The sequence below is a fragment of the Pectobacterium sp. IFB5596 genome (assembly GCF_021432585.1).
Taxonomy (GTDB): domain Bacteria; phylum Pseudomonadota; class Gammaproteobacteria; order Enterobacterales; family Enterobacteriaceae; genus Pectobacterium; species Pectobacterium punjabense.
In genome coordinates this window covers 428,282-447,820 of sequence record NZ_LXFY01000023.1, presented here as the reverse complement: position 1 = coordinate 447,820, position 19,539 = coordinate 428,282, and the positions used below count along the sequence as shown (strand labels likewise).

The following is a 19,539-nucleotide window of genomic DNA, read 5'->3' as shown; positions in this document are numbered from 1 at the left end:
CTTCCACGCCGGTTGGGAGACTTATGAATACACAACCCGCCGACTTTTCTGCCGCTCAGGCAGCAACATCACTGACCCAATTTCGTTCTGCTTCACCGCTGGTGCACTGTTTGACCAACGACGTGGTGCAATCTTTTACTGCTAACGTGCTGCTGGCGCTGAATGTGTCGCCTGCGATGGTGGTCGATCCCGATGAAGCCGCGCAGTTCAGCGCGGTGGCCGATGCGTTACTGATTAATGTCGGAACGCTGGAACGCGCGCGCGCTGAGGCGATACGGGCGGCGGTAAGCAGCGCACATCAGGCGGGTACGCCGTGGGTGCTCGATCCGGTTGCCGTAGGCGGTTTGACCTTCCGTACCGAATTTTGCCGGGAATTGCTGACGTGGAAACCGGCGGCGATACGCGGCAATGCGTCTGAAATCATGGCACTTTCTGGGGTAGCCGCGCAGGGGCGGGGCGTGGATAGTGCCGATGATTCTCTTGCAGCGCTACCCGCTGCGCGTGAGCTGGCGCGACAGGTGGGGACGATTGTCGCGGTGACCGGCGTTGTGGATTATGTCACGGACGGTGAACGCGATATTGCGGTAATCGGCGGCGACAGCATGATGACACGCGTAGTCGGTACAGGCTGTGCGCTGTCGGCGGTGGTTGCGGGTTTCTGCTCCTTAGACGGTGACCGTTTATCCCACGTGGCGGCAGCGTGTTATGTCATGGCGTTAGCGGGGCAGCAGGCAGCTTCGGCATCACAAGGTACAGGCAGTTTTATCCCCCATTTCCTCGATCGGCTCTATACCCTACGTGCGGAGGATCTGGCATGAAACGTATCAATGCGTTGACGATTGCGGGTACCGATCCGAGCGGTGGGGCGGGGATTCAGGCGGATTTAAAAGCGTTTTCAGCCTTGGGTGCTTATGGCACGTCGGTCATTACCGCGCTGGTGGCGCAAAATACGCGCGGCGTACAGTCCGTCTACCGGATTGAACCGGATTTTGTCGCGGCGCAGCTGGATTCCGTGTTGAGCGATGTCCGTATCGACAGCGCCAAGATTGGGATGCTGGCGCAGGCCGATATTGTCGAAACGGTTGCCGAGCGTCTGCGTTATTACGCGGTTCCTTTTGTGGTGTTAGATACCGTGATGTTGGCGAAAAGCGGCGATCCGCTGCTCGCGTCTGAAGCGGTGGAGTCGATCCGCCGTGAGCTGCTGCCGCTGGTTTCCCTGATTACGCCCAACCTGCCGGAGGCCGCCGCGCTGCTGAATACGTCGCCTGCCGCCAGCGAGCGGGAAATGCGAGAACAGGGGGAAGCGCTGCTGGCGATGGGCTGTCAGGCGGTGTTGATGAAAGGCGGGCACCTCAGTGAAGCGGAAAGCCCAGACTGGTTGTTCAGCCGACAGGCCGATCCGCAGCGTTTTAGCTCCCCGCGTGTGAATACGCGTCATACGCATGGCACCGGCTGCACGCTGTCTGCCGCGCTGGCGGCGCTGCGGCCACGTTACGCTAGCTGGGGCGAGACGGTTAAGGTAGCTAAGGACTATTTACAGCAGGCGTTGCAGCAGGCCGACACGCTGGAGGTTGGGCACGGAATTGGCCCCGTTCATCATTTCCATCGCTGGTGGTAAATATTATATGCCCTCAATCCTTCACACTGCCGACTTCCTGCCGCCTGAAATATGGCGGGTATAAGTAAATTGACTTGTACTTTGCGTGACACATTTGCCAGTAATTTCAAAGTAAATTAAGCGTCTTCGGCATAGACAGTGAGTGAACGTCCGGTTACTTTGCTGTGAAATCTTGGTGTTAATGTGAAATAGGATGTGGGGATAACATATGGCAGGTTCTGCTCGCAGTGCAATGGCTGCCAAGGCGCTTCAGACGATACTCAATATCGGCCTGCTGGCGCTGGCGACTATTCTGGTGATTTTTTTAGTCAAGGAAACGTTTCATCTGGCGAAGGTGCTGTTGATCTCCAACGAGAAAGATTCCTCCTATCAGCTGATAGAAGGCATCGTGATCTATTTCCTTTATTTTGAGTTTATTGCGCTGATCGTGAAGTATTTCCAGTCCGGCTATCACTTCCCACTGCGCTATTTTATCTACATCGGCATCACCGCCATCATTCGCCTGATTATTGTCGATCACAAAAGCCCGTCGGATACGCTGGTCTATTCCGCGGCGATCCTGCTGCTGGTTGTGACGCTGTATCTGGCAAACAGTAATCGCCTGAAGCGGGAATAATAGAAACAGAAATAGTTAAAACGCGCCGCTATTCCAGCAGCGAACACTGAGGCGGTAGCCGACAGTGAATCGCTGCGGGAAGCACCTCAATGCGGAATCGTTTGGCGGTGAGCGGCTCGCCGTCCAGATTAAATGTCATATCGTCTGGCGCGGTGATCTCCAGCCAGGGTAGGGTAGCGGAAATCATGTTCTGGTTTTCGCTGCCAGTAAACCAGGCCTGAAGCATATTGGGCAGTAACTCGGTTGCCGATAGTACGCTCAGTTCCAACAACCCATCGTTAATCAGCGCTTCCGGGCAAAGTTCCTGTCCGCCGCCAGCCTGACGGCCATTCCCCACCGCGATAACCAGCGTATCGCCTTCCCAGTGAAAATCCGGCCCGCGAATTTCACAGCGTTCGGCTTGCAGCATGTCCATACGAAAGAGCGCGTGTAGCACGTAAGAAGCGCTCCCCAGTGCCGCTTTCATTTTGGCTGGTGTTTCCGTGGTAATGCGCGTCGCGAACCCGCCCGTCGCCATGTTGATGAAATAGTGCGTGTCGTTCACTTTGGCGATATCAATCGCAGTAGCACGGCCTTTTATCGCCAGCGTCACCGCATTGTGCATCTCCATCGGAATTTGACAACTGGTGGCGAAATCGTTGGCCGTGCCTAACGGTACAATCCCGAGACACGGACGCACCGCTTCCGGCTGTACGGCCAATGCCGCAGCGACTTCATTGACGGTGCCATCGCCTCCGGCAGCGATCACATTATCCGCGTTGAGCTGGATCGCCTCTTCCACGTAACGCTTCGCATCACCGTATTCCCAGGTCACGCGGACATGCAGCGTATAGCCGTCTTTGCGTAGCTCACCGATGGCTTCGCGAAGTTCTTCATTACCCGCACTTTTCCCATTCAAAATCAGCAGGGTGATTGGATTTTTTTCCATGTCGTCTTTCTCTGGCTGCGATGTTGTTAATACAGAAACGTTGCAGTTAATCATAGACACTAAATTGGTAGGCAGATATCAGAAGAGTCGGTGAATATACCCGTCATACTTCAAGTTGCATGTGCGTTGGCAGCACTTAAATACTCGGCCCGTCGTGGGCCTCGCCCTAAAGGGCCGCTGCAAGCAGCGTTCAAATCTGCTCCCGGCAGATTTGTCACCCGAATCACTTACCTGAGTAAGCTCATCGGGATGCCTTCTCTTGCCGCCTGCCTGAAACTCGAATTATTTAGGGTATATGTGCGGTGGGGAAATACGTGGGCGGAAGAAAAAGAAAAGCCAGCTCAAGGGAGATTGAGCTGGCCAAGGAGGTGGTTCCTAGTAGTATCACTACGCTTATTTTTCGTTCTATGTTTTCTCAGCGACGCAATACTAACCACAAGACCAGCGAATTGATGTGATCTGTTTCTAATATTCGTTAAAAACCCTGAGCTTTGTAACGATACCCACAGGCTATTAGCGTACTTATTTGTGGCAGAGGAGCGGTGATGATGGGGGACATTCCGTGAGAACGCGCTGCCTTGAGAGGGCATCGCCGGATGGTCAGGGCATCCGGCGATATGACTGATTTATTCCGCGTTAGGGTTACGCGTGGTAGTGCCCGGCAAATTACGTAGCAATAGGGCGTAGTCCAGCGAGACATCATCCGGCACCGGCAGATAAACGATATGGCCGTTACCCGGCGCAACCTCGGTCGGTTGGCCTTTGGCATTCTGCATCGATTCGATGGTGAATTGAATATTGCCGTTTGGCGTCATCATTTCCACGCTGTCGCCGCAGGAAAATTTGTTCTTCACTTCGACTTCTGCCAGCCCATCACGGCGAACGCCAGTGAATTCGCCGACAAACTGCTGACGATCGGAAACGGAATAGCCGTAGTCGTAGTTCTGGTAATCTTCGTGCACGTGGCGGCGCAGAAAACCTTCGGTATAGCCACGATGCGCCAGACCTTCCAGCGTTTCCAGCAATGTTGGGTCGAACGGCTTGCCCGCGACGGCATCGTCGATGGCGCGGCGATACACCTGTGCGGTACGGGCGCAATAGTAGAATGACTTAGTGCGACCTTCGATCTTCAGCGAATGGACCTGCATCTGCGTCAGGCGCTCAACGTGTTGAATGGCACGCAGATCGCGGGAGTTCATGATGTAGGTGCCGTGCTCGTCTTCAAATGCGCTCATGTACTCGCCGGGACGCAGATTTTCTTCCAGCATAAAGACTTTGTCGGTCGGTTCGCCGATGCCCAGCGCGGGTTCAACGTTTTTCACCGCGATAGGTTCGTGCTGATGGACGATGTTCCCGACCTCGTCCTCTTTACCTTCCTGAACCTTATATTCCCAGCGGCAGGCGTTGGTGCAGGTTCCCTGATTTGGGTCGCGTTTGTTGATGTAGCCGGACAGCAGGCAGCGGCCAGAGTAGGCCATGCACAGCGCACCGTGAACGAAGATCTCCAGTTCCATGTCCGGGACGTTCTGACGAATTTCCGCAATCTCTTCCAGCGACAGTTCGCGGGACAGAATCACGCGAGTCAGCCCCATCTGCTGCCAGAATTTCACCGTCGCCCAGTTGACTGCGTTGGCCTGAACGGAAAGGTGAATGTCGATCTGTGGGAAGTTTTCGCGCACCAGCATAATCAAGCCCGGATCGGACATGATCAGCGCGTCCGGCCCCATTTCGATTACGGGTTGCAGGTCACGCAGGAAGGTTTTCAGCTTGGCGTTGTGCGGTGCGATGTTAACGACCACGTAGAATTTTTTGCCCAGTTCATGCGCTTCGTTAATGGCTTGCGCCAGCGTCTGATGGTTGAATTCGTTATTGCGTACGCGCAGGCTATAGCGAGGTTGACCGGCATAAATCGCGTCCGCGCCATAGGCAAAGGCGTAGCGCATATTTTTCAGCGTACCGGCCGGAGAAAGCAGTTCCGGTTTAAACATGGTATCTCTCGATTCTGATCACAAGTCAGGCTGCTCCGCGGTGGGAGCAGTAAAGGCGGAGGATTCTAGCGCTAATAGGGGGAAATTGCAGTAGACGACACACGAAACGTGGGCCTATTGTTTGACGTAAATCAATTTTTTTTGACCTAAATAAAGAATGGCCTGCCGTAAACCGAGCAGGCCAGATCTCACCGTATTAACGCGTGGCGATACGGGATGTGCCGAGGGTGTCGCGGTTGTGTGGCTGGTATAAATCAACCTGTGGGCCAACCGGCACAATCTGTGTCGGGTTCAGCCAGGCAATACCGTAATAACCCGCTTTGATATGGTCGATATTGACCGTCTCCGCAATGCCCGGCCACTGATACAGTTCGCGCAGGTAATTTGATAAGTGCGGATAGTCGGCAATGCGTTTCAGATTACATTTGAACGCGCCGTGGTAGGCCACGTCAAAACGTATCAGCGTCACAAACAGACGCCAGTCGGCTTCGGTCAGCGTATCGCCCAACATGTAACGATGGCTGCCTAAATGCTCGTCCAGCTCGTCCAGCGTGGCGAAGAGCGTGGTGACCGCATCGTTATAGTGTTCCTGCGTTTTAGCAAACCCGGTTTTATATACGCCGTTATTGACGTTGTGGTACACGGTTTCGTTCCAATGGTCGATCTCACCGTGCAGTTCAGACGGGTAGAAATCGAGGTGGTTGCCTGTCAGATCGTTAAATTCGCTGTTCAGCATACGGATGATATCCGCCGATTCGTTGTTAACGATACGGCCTTCTACCCGATCCCACAGCACAGGCACCGACACCTTTCCGGTATAGTCGGGCACGCTGGCGGTGTACAACTGGTGCAGATAGTGAATTTCCCCCACGTGCTCGCCAGCATCCTGCGGCGTTGCAAATTCCCAGCCGTTATCGGCGATACGTGGGTTGGCAACCGAGAGCGAAATGATGTTCTCCAGCCCTTTCAGCTTGCGGAAAATCAGCGTGCGCGATGCCCACGGGCAGAGATAAGAAACAAAAAGCTGGTAACGCCCAGCCTCTGGCACCAGCTCGGTTTGCCGAAATTTGGTCTCTTCACGGTGGAACGCGCCATTTTTGATCTCTTCTGCCGCGACATCGCCGTTAACCCATTTGCCATCAACTAAACCTGACATACATTTTCCCCTGTCTATTGTTTTTAAGCCCCATTTTTTTGAAGAACAATGGCTTGGAAAAACCGTTGTTTTCAAAATCAATGGCGTTAAAAAATCAATGGTGTTGCAGGTGACCTGTACCCGCATAGGATGCGGATGGATACCTGTCATTATTGTAGGCTTGAAATGGTAACAGCCGTGGGAAAAGAAAAAATGACAAAATTTTCATTAAGTCGGACAGTATTTTTGACTGGCATAGGAAAATGGCGATTAACGTTCTGCCGCCAGCAAGCCGTAGAGCGCAGAATCAGACACTTCGCCGTCTACGATCCAACGCTGCCTTAATAACCCTTCTTGCGTGAATCCCAGTCGTTCCAGCGATTTGGCTGAAGCCACATTGCGGGGATCGATTTCGGCCTCCAATCGGCTTAGACCCGCCGTTTCAAAGGCAAAATCCCGCAGGGCAGAGAGCGCCTCCGCCATATAGCCTTTTCCTTGTGCGCTTGCTGCCAGGCAGTAGCCAATCTCTGCGCGTTTAGAGCCAATTTCAAGATTGAACAGTACGCAGGTGCCGATCAGTTCGCCGCTTGCTTTGGCTTCCAGACCCAGCTTCATATATTGCCCGGCGCACAGCGCGCTCCAGTATTCGTCAATCGCGTCATGCGCCTGCTCGATGTGCTGCCAGGGTGGGTGATTCCAGAAACGCATCACGACCGGGTCGGACATAAAAACGAACAGTGCAGGTGCATCATCACGATAGAGCGGGCGTAGCAGTAGGCGAGGTGTTTCGATTTTGGTGGTTTCGGAAAATAGCGCAGTCATTATCGTGAAAGCCTCTTCTTCGTGGGAAATGGATTGGTGGGTAATGAAAGGCGGTTATTCTGACTGATGGCTGGCTTGCAGTGCGTCAATATCACCCGCTGCGATGATATCCAGATGGCGTGTGATTTTTTCTATCGGCCAGTCCCACCAGCTCAGCGTTTCCAGTGTATTGATGACGTCTGGCGCAAAACGGGCTTTAAGGATTTTTGCCGGATTGCCGCCGACGACCGTATAGGCAGGCACATCGGCGGTGACCACGGCGCGTGAGGCAATAATGGCACCATTTCCGATATGAACACCGGGCATGATCAGCGCATCATAGCCAATCCAGACATCATTGCCGATCACGGTGTCGCCTTTGTAAGGTAAATCTTCTGGTTTAGGTGTTACTTTTTCCCAACCGTTGCCAAAAATCTGGAATGGATAAGTCGACAGGCCGGAAAGCCGATGATTAGCCCCGTTCATGATAAATTTTGCACCACGCGCGATAGCGCAGAACTTACCGATGATTAATTTATCGCCGATGAACGGATAGTGATAAAGCACATTTTTTTCGAAATTTTCCGCGCCGTCGGGATCGTCATAATAGGTGTAGTCGCCAACGTTAATATTCGGGTTGGCGACAATATTCTTGATAAAACACACTTGGGGGAAACCGGCCATCGGGTAGCGGTTATCAGGATCGGGTCCGTTCAAATTAGGCTCCATAACATCATAAGACGATTGGATTTATACCTCATTGCAGGGTGCGGCTTCCCAGCGATAGCCGATGCCGTATACCGTGCGGATAAATGAGGTTTCTTCATCCAGCTGTTCTAGTTTGCGGCGCAGGTTTTTGATGTGGCTATCGATGGTGCGATCGGTCACGACACGATAATCGTCGTAAAGCTTATCCAGCAGCGCCTCGCGTGAAAACACTTTGCCCGGTTCAGTGGAGAGGGTCTTGAGCAGACGAAACTCCGCGGGCGTCAGGTCAAGGTTCTGCCCCAGATAGCTGGCCTGAAAGCCGCTTTTATCAATCAACAGCGCTGTTTCGCTTTTCTCTGCGGCTTTCAGGCCGTCGTTCTGCCAGCCGCAGCGGCGCAGTAGCGTTCTGACGCGCACGACGACTTCACGCGGGCTGAAAGGCTTACAAATATAGTCATCGGCACCAATTTCCAGCCCCAGCAGGCGGTCGATCTCTTCACTACGGGCGGTGACCATGATAATTGGCACGTTGGAAAACTGACGGATGGTGCGACAGAGGGTCAGGCCGTCACAGCCCGGCAGCATTAAATCCAACAGAATGAGTGAAGGAGAATGCTGTCGCACCCACTCAACGACGTCATTGCCATTTGGCAGCCAGTGCGTGGCATAGTCTGCGGCCTGAAGGTAATCTACCAGCAGTTGCCCCAACTTGGGCTCATCTTCGACGATCAAAATGGGTGACGTCATAGCGAAATCGGGTGCGGTTGTCATGGTTCTGTTTATCTTCAGTTTCGCTTAGCGTGGCGTTTAATCAGGAACGTGCGATGGAAGCTCTATGGTAATCATCACTCCCCCTAATGGCGAATGTTCAGCATACAGCCGTCCGCTATGTGCCTCAACGATATTATTGCAGATAGCCAGCCCCAGACCTGCTCCACCGCTGGCGCGGTTGCGCGAGCTTTCCGCCCGATAGAAACGCTCGAAAATCAGTGTGAGTTGCTCATCGGTTACGCCAGGGGCGCTGTCCTGCCAGATAATAGCCCAGCACCTATGTCGCTGAACCAGTGAAATGGTCAATTGGCCCTGTTCATCGGTATAGCGCAGGCTATTTTCCAGCAAATTATTAAATAACTGACTTAACCGATCTGAGTCACCAAAAACGTCAGCCTGACCGGGTAAATCGGTGGTGAGCGCGATCTGCTTTTTTTGGAAACGTGCATGAAATGCAGCGATAGCAATATGCAGGGTTTGCACAACGTCTACGGACGTTTTGCGGTAGGCCAGCGCCCCGCGATCGGACAAGGTGAGCTGGTGCAGATCGTCTACCAGTTTGGTGAGCGTTGCGACTTCCGACTGAAGCGAATGCAGAGAGTGCGCGTCGGGCTTGCGTACACCATCCTGCAAGGCTTCCAATTCACCGCGCAGCACTGCCAGCGGCGTACGCAGCTCGTGGGATACATCAGCCATAAACGCGCGGCGAGACTGTTCATTTTTTTCCAGCGTGTTGGCAAGCTGATTGAAATCCTGTGCCAGCCTGCCCAGCTCATCGTGCGAGCTTGCCGTCACGCGGGTGCTGAAATCTCCTGACGCTAAACTGTGCATGCCGTTGACCAGTCGCTTGACGGGGGCGAGGAGGCCACGTGCAGTCAGCCAGGCGGCGATGATAGCCAGCAACATCGATAGCGCCACAATCAGCCAACTGGTGCGTTGTTGCTGTTGATCGAAACTGATGTCGGCGTTACGGGTCAGGCGTTCAACGGGGGAGGCGACAATCCAGCCGACGGTCTGGTTCTGTACCTGAATGGGCTGCCAGGTGCCTTCATTGGGTATAGGTGCCGGCGATCCGAACAGTTTGCGTTTACTGTTATCCAGTACCCAAAGACGTACCCGCCATCCCTGCATGCTGTTGTCGGTGTCGCTGTTCTGATCCACAGAATGCAGCATCTTGAACACCAGACGCTCATTATTGCGCAGGAATGACCAATCGCCGTGCAACTGATATTGCTCTGCCAGCGCATCGCGCAGCTGCATAACCCGCTGTTCATTGCCGCGCTTAATGTAGTCGATAAAGCCGCGTTCAAAGCTGACACGCACACCCCAGTGCATGGTTACCAGCACCAGCATGCAGGTGGCGAAAATCGCGAGAAACAGTTTGGCGGTGATTCCGAATTTCATAACGACCTCACGATTTACGCGGTAGCGTTGACTGTTTTACGGTGTCAGGTGGGACACGATTAAAAATCAACGCTGGCAGCGCGATGATGACGACCATGCTGAGATAGGTGTAGAGAAATACCGTGTGGGTTGTCCCACTTTCTGCGGCGATGTGCGGTTGAGAAAACATGCCTAAGAGAATACCCGCGATGCTCACCCCCAGGCTGGTGGAGAGCTGCATGGTCATCGACAGCAGGCTATTGCCGCCGCTGGCGAGGGAATCAGGCAGATCTTTCAGCGTCAGCGTGTTCATGGTGGAGAAGCGAATGGCATTCACCGTACCGAGGAAGAACAGCACCACCGGGATCATCCAGATCCATTGCATCAGTGCGACCAGCGCAAACAGCGCCGTGACCAGCGCAAACAGCGCCGTGACCAGCGCCAGCAATAACGTCGAGGCGACCAGCACGTTGCGGTAGCCAAACCGATTGACGATCTGCACCACCACGCGTTTTATTCCCATGCTGCCAAGTACCATTGGCACCATCATCAGCCCGGCATGGAACGGGGAAAACCCCATTCCCAACTGCAAAAATAACGGTGTCATAAACGGTAACATACCGCTGCCGATGCGAGCCAGCAGCCCACCGGTGAGGCCAATAGAAAAAGTATGGGTGTCGAACAAACGCAGATTGAACAGCGCCCGTTCGTTATGACGGGCGTGTAGCCAGTAGCTTAATAGTGCGATAAGCCCGATGGCAATCAGCGCAAAAATGGCAATCGGCGGAATGCCGAGACTACGGTTACCATCCAACGCCAGCGTCAGCGTCGCCATACCGACGGCAAGCCAAACGAAACCGCTGATATCAAAGCGCTGAGTTTGCATGGTGTAGTTGGGCATCAGAAACCAGGTTGCCAGCGCGCCGATGATGCCAACCGGCAGGTTGATAAGGAAAATCCAGTGCCAACTGGCGTATTCCACCAGAAAACCGCCGAGCGCGGGCCCCAATAATGGGCCGATCTGGCCGGGCAGCGTCACGAAGGTCATTGCCGCCATATATTGATCGCGCGGGACGATCTTCATCACCGTCAGACGTCCTACCGGCACCATCATCGCGCCGCCAATGCCCTGAATCACACGGGAAACCAGCAATTCGTCTAATGTTTCCGAACGGGCGCACAGCAGCGACCCCAGTGTAAACAGCAGAATTGCGGCAAAAAAGATGTTTTTCACGCCGATACGATCCGCCAACCAGCCGCTGGCGGGCAGCATCACTGCGACGGTCAGCACATAGGAAACAATCACCGAATGCATATGCAGCGGGCTTTCATTCAGACTCGCGGCCATCGAAGGCAACGCGGTATTCACGATGGTGGTATCCAGCGTCTGCATAAAAAAGCCAAAGGCAACAATCCAGAGCTGCCAGCGGACGGAAGCTGGTTGGGTCATCTTCCATGACCCTCTGGATTGTTGGATATATTCGGCATAGTTGGTGGTGTCCTCACATTGCACGTGGTGTTTTTAAATATTTTGGAGAGGTTTCGTGCGCTCAAGCATCACCGTTTTTCTAGTAGCGTTCCGAACGCGCCCGACCAAGGGCGGCTCAATTGCCGTCGCCCTTGGAACCCTGGCTTTTGGCGGGAAATTATGCCGCTTTGCGGTACCTTCGGGAAAAGCATCCTCTTTGCGGACCGCCGCTGACGCGTTCCCTACGCGGCATCGGCTTGCGCGGCATCCATGCCGCTTATCCGAGAGTCTGCCTTTCCCTCAGCATAATTTACGCCAAGGAAAATGCTAAGCGCACGAAACCTCCCCTGAAATAACATATTGATTATTATCACGACAGTGACAAATCCTTCTCCGGGGCTTTGCGCCGAATATTCCTCAGCTTGTCGAAAAACAGGTATACCACCGGGGTGGTATACAGCGTGAGGATCTGGCTCATCACCAGCCCGCCGACAATCGTGATGCCGAGCGGTTGACGCAACTCTGCACCGTCACCGCTGGTCAGCACCAGCGGCAGTGCGCCAAACAATGCGGCTAATGTGGTCATCATAATCGGGCGGAAACGTAGCAGGCAGGCCTGAAAAATGGCGTCCCGTGCGTTCAGCTTGCCGCTGCGCTGTGCCACCAGCGCGAAATCCACCATCATGATCGCATTCTTCTTCACGATCCCAATCAACAGCATGATACCAATCAGTGCCACCAGACTAAACGGTACGCCAAACCACTCTAGCGCCAGTAGAGCGCCCACGCCCGCCGAGGGGAGGGTAGACAGAATCGTCAGTGGGTGCACATAGCTTTCATACAGCACGCCCAGCACGATATACACCGTGATAATCGCCGCCAGAATCAGCAACAGCTGGGAAGACTGTGATTGCTGGAACGCCTGCGCCGTACCGGAGAACTGACCGCGTACCGAGGACGGCACGCCCAGTGACGTCATGGTTCTTTCTACCGCCGCTGTCGCCGTGGAAAGATCGGTACCTTCAGGCAGGTTAAAAGAGATGGTTGACGCGGCAGATAGCCCCTGATGGTTCACCGACAGCGGTGCGTTGATCGGCTTCCAACTGGCGAAATAAGAAAGTGGGATGGGTTTACCGTCGTTATTGATGACGAACATCTTGTTCAGTGAACTGACATCCTGCGTGTAGGCATCGTCTACTTCCATCACGACCTTGTACTGGTTTAACGGTTGATAAATGGTCGAAATCTGACGCTGGCCGAAGGCATTATTAAGCAATGCATTGGCGGCAGAGACGTTGATGCCTAACTGTGCCATCGCATCACGATCGTAGGTTAACGCCATTTCTGCGCCTTTATCCTGTTGATCGGAATTCACATCGGCCAGCTCAGGCAGTTTGCTGAAAGCAGCACGAATCTTTGGCTCCCAGGTTCGCAGTTCGCTCAAATCATCAGACAGGAGCGTGTACTGATACCCGGCGCTCGATTCCCGTCCGCCGATACGGATATCCTGCACTGGCATTAAAAACAGATTGGCGCCGGGTTCCTTGGCCAGCTTGACGCGCAGACGACTAATTACCTGCTGTGCGGAAACATCGCGCTCGGACAGCGGCTTAAGCGAAATAAACATCGAGCCGCTGTTGGTTCGCGATCCCCCCGTAAAACCGTTCACGTTATCCACCGCAGGATCGCTGCTGACAATGGTCATGAAATTCTGGAGCTTCACCGTCATGGCCTGAAAAGAAATACTCTGGTCAGCCTGAATAAAGCCCATCAGCCTGCCTGTATCCTGTTCCGGGAAAAAAGTCTTCGGAATACTGATGTACAGCCAGACGTTGAGTGCGATGGTGCCCAGCAGGAGCAACAAAACCCAGCGAGCATGGTTGAGTACCCACTTCAGCGATCGCCCGTAGCCTTGCTGCATGGCGAGCAATACACGATTAAAACCCCGTGTGCGCGGCTGGCTGCGTTTGGGCACGGCACGCAGCAGTCGTGCGCACAGCATGGGGGTGAGCGTGAGCGAGATCAGCAGGGAAATCATGATCGCCACCGACAGCGTTACGGCGAATTCACGGAATAGTCGCCCCGGCAGGCCGTCCATCAACAGCAGCGGGATGAACACCGCCACCAGCGACAGACTCATGGATAACACCGTGAACCCCACTTCTCTGACCCCTTGAAGCGATGCCTGGAGCGGCTTCATTCCCGCTTCGATGTGGCGGGAAATATTTTCCAATACCACGATGGCATCATCCACCACAAAACCAGTAGCAATGGTGAGCGCCATCAACGACAGGTTATTCAGGCTGAAGCCACACAGATACATGGCAGCGAAGGTGCCAATGAGTGACACGGGAACGGCGAGTGCCGGAATAGCGGTTGCCCGCCCGGAGCGTAAGAACAGGAAGACGACCAGAATCACCAGCGCGACGGCGATCAGCAGCGATTGCTCGACTTCTGCCAGCGAGGCGCGAATCGTGGGGGAACGATCCTGTGCGACATCCAACTGTATTTCGGCAGGCAGGCTGGCGCGCAGTTCCGGCATCGCAGCACGGATGTTGTCTACCGTGGTAATAATGTTGGCATCCGGCGCGCGGCGAATCATCACCAGAATGGCAGGCTTCGCATTCGCCATCCCTGCATTGCGCGCGTTTTGCACGGAATCTTCCACCGTGGCGACGTCGCTCAGGCGAACGGCGGCGCCGTTGTTGTAGTGGATAATCAGTGGGGCGTAAGCATCGGCAGTTTTGAGCTCATCGTTGGTTTGTATCTGCCAACTTCTCTGACTGTTTTCCACATTCCCCAGCGGTCGGCGCACATTTGCCTGTGCGATGGTCTGTCGTACGTCATCCAGGGAAATGCCTTGGTTAAATAACGCCACCGGATTCAGCGCCACGCGCACGGCGGGGAGCGAACTTCCGCCGATGGAGACATCGCCAACGCCTTCCATCTGCGAGATTTTCTGTGACAACTGGGTGGACGCGAAATCGTACAGTTGACCTTGGCTGTAGGTATCCGAGGTCAGCGTCAGAATCATGACCGGTGCGTCGGATGGGTTGACCTTACGGTAAGTCGGGCGGTTGGACATACCGGACGGCAGCAGGTTCTGCGCGGCGTTGATGGCCGCCTGAACATCGCGCGCCGCGCCGTTGATATCCCTGTCGAGGTTAAACACCAGAATGACGCGCGTACTACCGAGCGAGCTGGTGGACGTCATTTCGTTGACGCCTGCAATTCTACCGAGCGCACGCTCCAGCGGTGTCGCGACGGCAGAGGCCATGGTTTCCGGTGATGCGCCGGGCAGCGAGGCGCTGACCGAGATCACTGGGAAATCCACCTGTGGCAGCGGGGATACCGGCAGCAGGCGGAAACCTAATACGCCACAGAGCGCGATGGCTAACGTCAACAGCAGGGTGGCGACGGGGCGGTGGATGAACAGGGCGAAGAACTTCACTCGATTTCTTCCTCCTGACGCGGTGCACGACGGAAGCGCGCTGCCAGACGGTCAAACAGCAGGTAAATTACCGGTGTCGTAAACAGCGTCAGAATCTGGCTCATGATCAGGCCACCGACCATACAGACCCCTAGCGGCTGGCGCAGTTCCGCGCCGACGCCAGTGCTCAGCATCAGCGGCAGCGCACTGAGTAGGGCGGCCATCGTGGTCATCAGAATCGGTCGAAAACGCAGCAGACAGGCCTGATAAATAGCGTCATACGGTGTCATGCCCTGTTCTCGCTCCGCCGCTAGCGCGAAGTCGATCATCATGATGGCGTTTTTCTTCACGATCCCGATGAGCAAGATGATCCCGATAATAGCGATCACATCTAGCTCATTCCCCGCCATCATCAGCGCCAGCAGCGCACCGACGCCCGCCGTTGGCAGCGTAGACAAGATGGTGATCGGGTGAATAAAGCTTTCGTACAGCACGCCGAGCACGATGTACATCGCGACAATCGCCGCAACGATGAGCCACACGGTGCTGCTCAGCGCCGACTGAAACGCCAGCGTACTGCCCTGAAAACGGGTCGTGATATCCGCGGGCAGGTTCATCTGTTGTTCAGCCTGCGTGATGGCATCAACCGCTTCGCCCAGTGCATAGCCGCTGGCGACATTGAAAGAGATCGTTGTCGAGGGGAACTGGTCGATATGGTTGATTGCCAGCGGTCCCTGCCGCTCTTCAATCGTGGCGATGCTGCTGAGTGGAATGGTGCCGCCGTCGCTGCTGATGAGGCGCACGTCGTTCAATGCGTCCAGACCGGTATTGTGGGTCGTATCGTGCTCCAGCACAACGCGGTATTGGCTGGCCTGCGTATAGATGGTGGAAACCAGACGCTGACCAAAAGCGTTATACAGCGCACTATCGACCTGAGACATGGTGATGCCCAGACGGCTGGCGCTGTCGCGATCGACGTTGACGTAGGCGACTGCGGCACCGTCTTGCCAGTCGCTGCTGACATCCTCTAGCTGCGGTAGCTTTTTCAGTTCGGTCATCAGCTTCGGCACCCAGACGCTCAGTTCATCCAGCGACATTGCCTGCAACGTAAACTGATATTGCGTGCGGCTAATCTGGGTGTCGATGGTGAGATCCTGCACCGGTTGCAGATACAGTTGAATACCGGGAATCTGGGCTGTTTGCTGTTGCAGGCGACTGATGATCGCCTGAATACGCTCACTGCGTTCACTGAGCGGTTTCAGGTTGATTTGCAGTCGACCGCTGTTCAGTGCGGCATTCGTCCCATCAACGCCGACATACGAGGAAACGCTCTCTACCGCGGGGTCCTTCATGATAATGGAGACGACGCGCTGTTGGCGGTCAGCCATATTGCTGAACGAGACCGTCTGCGGTGCCTGTACGGTGCCCTGAATGATGCCGTTATCCTGTAGCGGGAAGAAGCCTTTCGGAATCCAGATATAGAGCAGGATAGTGAGCAACAGCGTACCCAGTGCGACGCTGAGTGTTAGCCACGGATGATTGAGTATTTTGCGTAGCCAGATGCCGTAGACATTGATCAGACGGGTGAAGAAACGCTCACTGGCACGAGTAAAACGGTTCTGTTTACTCAGCGACTGATGGCTTAGCATCCGTGCGCACATCATCGGGGTGAGCGTGAGCGACACGACGGCAGAAATCAAGATGGACACCGCCAGCGTCACGGCAAACTCGCGGAACAAGCGTCCGACGATATCACCCATAAACAGCAATGGGATCAGCACGGCGATGAGTGAGAAGGTCAGAGAAATGATGGTGAAGCCGATTTCTCCCGCCCCTTTCAGCGCCGCGTTAAGCGGTTTTTCCCCTTTTTCGATATACCGGGAGATATTTTCGATCACCACGATGGCATCATCTACCACGAAACCCGTGGCGATGGTGAGCGCCATTAACGTCAGGTTATTGATGGAAAAGCCGAGGAAATACATGGCGGCAAAGGTGCCGATCAGCGACAGCGGCACGGCGATGCTCGGGATCAGTGTGGCAACGGCGTTACGCAAAAACAGGTAAATCACCATCACAACCAGTGCGATAGCCAGCAGTAACTCGAACTGGACGTCTTTTACTGAGGCGCGAATGCTGGTGGTGCGGTCAGTTAGCGTAGTGACATCCACAGAGTTCGGCAGGCTGGCTTTTAACGCGGGCAGCATCTTGTTAATGCTATCCGTGGTCGTGATGACGTTGGCACCCGGCTGGCGCTGAACGTTAATAATGATCGCCTGCTGCCGATTCGCCCAGGCACCGAGGTGAATATTTTCGGCGGCCTGTTCAATAGTGGCAACATCCTGAAGCCGTACCGGTGCGCCATTTTTCCACGCAACAATCAGCTTGCGGTAGTCATCAACGGATTTCATCTGGTCGTTGGCGGAGAGCGTCACCGAACGCGTTGGACCATCCAGACTCCCCTTGGCGGAGTTCACGTTGGCGGCGGTAATCGCGGTGCGAATGGTCTCGCTGGTCAGGCCGTAAGCCGACAGCGCCGGCGCGTTTAGCTTTACCCGCACGGCCGGTCGTTGGCCACCGGCTAACGACACCAGCCCGACGCCCGCGACCTGCGAAATTTTTTGCGCGATCCGGTTGTCCACCATGTCCTGCACCTGTGTCATCGACATTGCGGTGGAGGTGACGGCCAGCGTCATAATGGGCGGATCAGCCGGGTTCACTTTGCTGTAAGTGGGTGGATAGGGCAGATCGCTTGGCAACAGATTGCTGGCCGCATTAATGGCGGCCTGTACATCCTGCTCCGCGACATCCAGCGACAGTTCAAGCTGGAACTGAAGCGTGATGACGGATGCGCCGCCTGCACTCTGCGTCGACATCTGTTTTAGCCCGGACATCTGGCCGAACTGCCGTTCCAGCGGCGCGGTAATCGCCGAGGTCACCACGTCGGGGCTGGCTCCAGGATACAAGGTAACAACCTGAATCGTCGGATAATCAACCTCGGGCAGCGCTGAAACGGGCAGTGCCCGATAGCCAATAATACCGGCCAACAGAATGGCGAACATCAACAGCGTCGTTGCGACGGGGCGCAGAATAAACAGGCGTGACGGCCCGCCTCCGCTGGCTGGAACGGTGTCCTGCATCAGGATTTCTCCCCAGAGATTGCAGGCGTTTTCTCCGTCAGCGTAGAGGGAACGACTTCCACTTTGGTTCCTTCGGTCAGACGATCGATACCGTCAGTGACCACCTTCACGTCGGCATCCAGTCCGGCAGTGACCACGACCAACTGGCCGTACTGAATACTGGTCGTGACCTGACGTTTACTGACCTCGTTCTTATCATTCAAAATCCAGACGAAGCGGCCTTCATTGCCCATTTGCACCGCAGCGGAGGGGGCAACAACGGCGTTTTGCAGCGTATCGACCTTCATGCGGATATTCACAAATTGATTCGGGAACAGGGCATCATCCAGATTATCAAAACGCGCCTTGAGCTTGATCGTACCGGTGGTGGTGTCGATCTGGTTATCCATACTGAGCAGGCTACCCTGCGAGAGTTTCTTCTGATTGGCGCGATCCCAGGCTTCTACCACGGGCGGCTGACCTGATTTCTGCGCGCTAATAATGGTGGAGATTTCCGCTTCCGGTACGGTAAAGACGACATCGATAGGGTACGTCTGTGTAATCACGACAATGCCATTGGTGTCGCCGCTGGTGATGTAATTCCCCACATCGACCTGTTTTAAACCGATCCGGCCGCTGATCGGTGCGGTAATTTTGCTGTAATCCAACTGGAGCTGTGCGCTGGCTACGGCACCGTCATCGGCTTTTAGCGTGCCTTCCGCCTGACGCACGGCGGCGATCTGCGTATCCAGTTCCTGACGGGAGATCAGGTTGGTTTTCACCAATTGCTGATAGCGTGCTAAATCCTGCTGAGCGTTAGCCAGAACGGCCCGATCTTTTGCCAACTGCCCCTGTGCCTTCGTCAGTTCAACCTGAAACGGGCGGGGGTCGATTTCTGCCAGGAGATCGCCCGCCTTAACCTGTTGCCCTTCCTGAAAGTGAAGCGCCATCAGTTGCCCGTTCACCCGACTGCGTAGCGTCACGGTATTGGCCGCCGTTACTGTGCCTAAACCGGAGAGATAATAAGGTACAGAGGCAGATTGCGTCAGCGCAGCCTGTACGGGAGCCAGCGTGCGCATGGCCGCCCTGCGTCCACCACCACTGCTGCTACCCGAATTTGACGTACGGGCGGCGTGCTGTTCACTCTTGCCGGGTGCGGCAGGCGACGTCTGGGTAAAGTGGCGCCAGATCAGTACGGCAATAGCAATAACGGCGGCAAGTACCAGCAGGCCTCGGATACGTTTAGCATTCATAGTGGTGGATTACTCTCTCCAGGTTGCGCGGGAAGCACGATCTACCCGTCATACTTCACGCTGCATGTGCGTTGGCTGTCATACTCAGCGTGTTATTGGACCAATGGCCACGTGCCGATCGTTTAAGAACCGAGATACACTGAGCGAGGTTTCCCTGCGGGAACCTCATCCCCGTGTTTCTCCTAAAATGAGGCTTAAGCGATCAACATTAGCCAATGGCCGCATTTTACTAGTTTAAACAGGGGATGCCGGACAAAAATGAAGGAAATATGGAAGATGTGTCAGGGTTTGTAGGAAAAAAAATCCGGCAGTGTAAGACTG

The 19,539-nt window shown here is 54.8% G+C and carries 14 protein-coding genes; 3 read left to right on the top strand and 11 right to left on the bottom strand.

Annotated features, from left to right (window positions below):
• Positions 1 to 23 precede the first annotated feature (23 nt).
• The 3 genes from thiM to psiE all read left to right on the top strand — a co-directional run bounded on the left by thiM (position 24) and on the right by psiE (position 2,234).
• Entirely contained in the window at positions 24 to 818 is a 795-nt protein-coding gene (gene thiM / locus A6301_RS15670; protein WP_234258201.1) for a hydroxyethylthiazole kinase, read from the top strand.
• Positions 815 to 1,618 (top strand): bifunctional hydroxymethylpyrimidine kinase/phosphomethylpyrimidine kinase, encoded by an 804-nt coding sequence (thiD, locus tag A6301_RS15665; RefSeq protein ID WP_234258200.1) that lies wholly within the window; start codon positions 815 to 817, stop codon positions 1,616 to 1,618. Before thiM ends, thiD begins: the two co-directional genes overlap by 4 nt.
• 208 nt (positions 1,619 to 1,826) lie before the next feature.
• Positions 1,827 to 2,234 carry a phosphate-starvation-inducible protein PsiE gene (gene psiE / locus A6301_RS15660; protein ID WP_039492362.1) on the top strand — a complete coding sequence of 136 codons (408 nt, stop codon included), beginning with the start codon at positions 1,827 to 1,829 and terminating at the stop codon, positions 2,232 to 2,234.
• A gap of 28 nt (positions 2,235 to 2,262) precedes the next feature.
• On the opposite strand, the gene yegS is transcribed toward psiE, so the two are convergent.
• The 11 genes from yegS to A6301_RS15605 all read right to left on the bottom strand — a co-directional run bounded on the left by yegS (position 2,263) and on the right by A6301_RS15605 (position 19,218).
• Positions 2,263 to 3,162 (bottom strand): lipid kinase YegS, encoded by a 900-nt coding sequence (gene yegS, locus A6301_RS15655; RefSeq protein WP_107170484.1) that lies wholly within the window; start codon positions 3,160 to 3,162, stop codon positions 2,263 to 2,265.
• 626 nt (positions 3,163 to 3,788) lie between these two features.
• The gene (yegQ, locus tag A6301_RS15650; RefSeq protein ID WP_107170893.1) at positions 3,789 to 5,150 is read right to left on the bottom strand and encodes a tRNA 5-hydroxyuridine modification protein YegQ; all 1,362 of its coding nucleotides are present in this window, start codon (positions 5,148 to 5,150) and stop codon (positions 3,789 to 3,791) included.
• Positions 5,151 to 5,346: 196 nt separating this feature from the next.
• On the bottom strand, positions 5,347 to 6,306 hold the full coding sequence (locus A6301_RS15645; protein WP_234258199.1) for a glutathione S-transferase family protein: 960 nt from the start codon (positions 6,304 to 6,306) through the stop codon (positions 5,347 to 5,349).
• Positions 6,307 to 6,555: 249 nt separating this feature from the next.
• Complete coding sequence (locus tag A6301_RS15640; protein ID WP_234258198.1) at positions 6,556 to 7,107, bottom strand: GNAT family N-acetyltransferase; 552 nt, start codon at positions 7,105 to 7,107, stop codon at positions 6,556 to 6,558.
• A 54-nt stretch (positions 7,108 to 7,161) separates the two neighbouring features.
• Positions 7,162 to 7,815, bottom strand: a complete 654-nt coding sequence (locus tag A6301_RS15635) for a Vat family streptogramin A O-acetyltransferase (protein ID WP_234258197.1) — start codon at positions 7,813 to 7,815, stop codon at positions 7,162 to 7,164.
• A gap of 21 nt (positions 7,816 to 7,836) precedes the next feature.
• The gene (gene baeR, locus A6301_RS15630) at positions 7,837 to 8,565 is read right to left on the bottom strand and encodes a two-component system response regulator BaeR (protein ID WP_107170889.1); all 729 of its coding nucleotides are present in this window, start codon (positions 8,563 to 8,565) and stop codon (positions 7,837 to 7,839) included.
• A gap of 36 nt (positions 8,566 to 8,601) precedes the next feature.
• Positions 8,602 to 9,969, bottom strand: coding sequence for a two-component system sensor histidine kinase BaeS (baeS, locus tag A6301_RS15625; protein ID WP_234258196.1), 1,368 nt, complete (start codon positions 9,967 to 9,969; stop codon positions 8,602 to 8,604).
• A gap of 7 nt (positions 9,970 to 9,976) precedes the next feature.
• Entirely contained in the window at positions 9,977 to 11,398 is a 1,422-nt protein-coding gene (locus A6301_RS15620) for an MFS transporter (protein WP_234258195.1), read from the bottom strand.
• Positions 11,399 to 11,786: 388 nt separating this feature from the next.
• Positions 11,787 to 14,867 (bottom strand): multidrug efflux RND transporter permease subunit MdtC, encoded by a 3,081-nt coding sequence (gene mdtC / locus A6301_RS15615; protein WP_234258194.1) that lies wholly within the window; start codon positions 14,865 to 14,867, stop codon positions 11,787 to 11,789.
• Positions 14,864 to 17,986, bottom strand: coding sequence for an MdtB/MuxB family multidrug efflux RND transporter permease subunit (locus tag A6301_RS15610; protein ID WP_234258193.1), 3,123 nt, complete (start codon positions 17,984 to 17,986; stop codon positions 14,864 to 14,866). Before A6301_RS15610 ends, mdtC begins: the two co-directional genes overlap by 4 nt.
• A complete protein-coding gene (locus tag A6301_RS15605; RefSeq protein WP_107170884.1) occupies positions 17,986 to 19,218 on the bottom strand; it encodes an MdtA/MuxA family multidrug efflux RND transporter periplasmic adaptor subunit in 1,233 nt (410 codons plus the stop codon). Before A6301_RS15605 ends, A6301_RS15610 begins: the two co-directional genes overlap by 1 nt.
• Positions 19,219 to 19,539 lie beyond the last annotated feature (321 nt).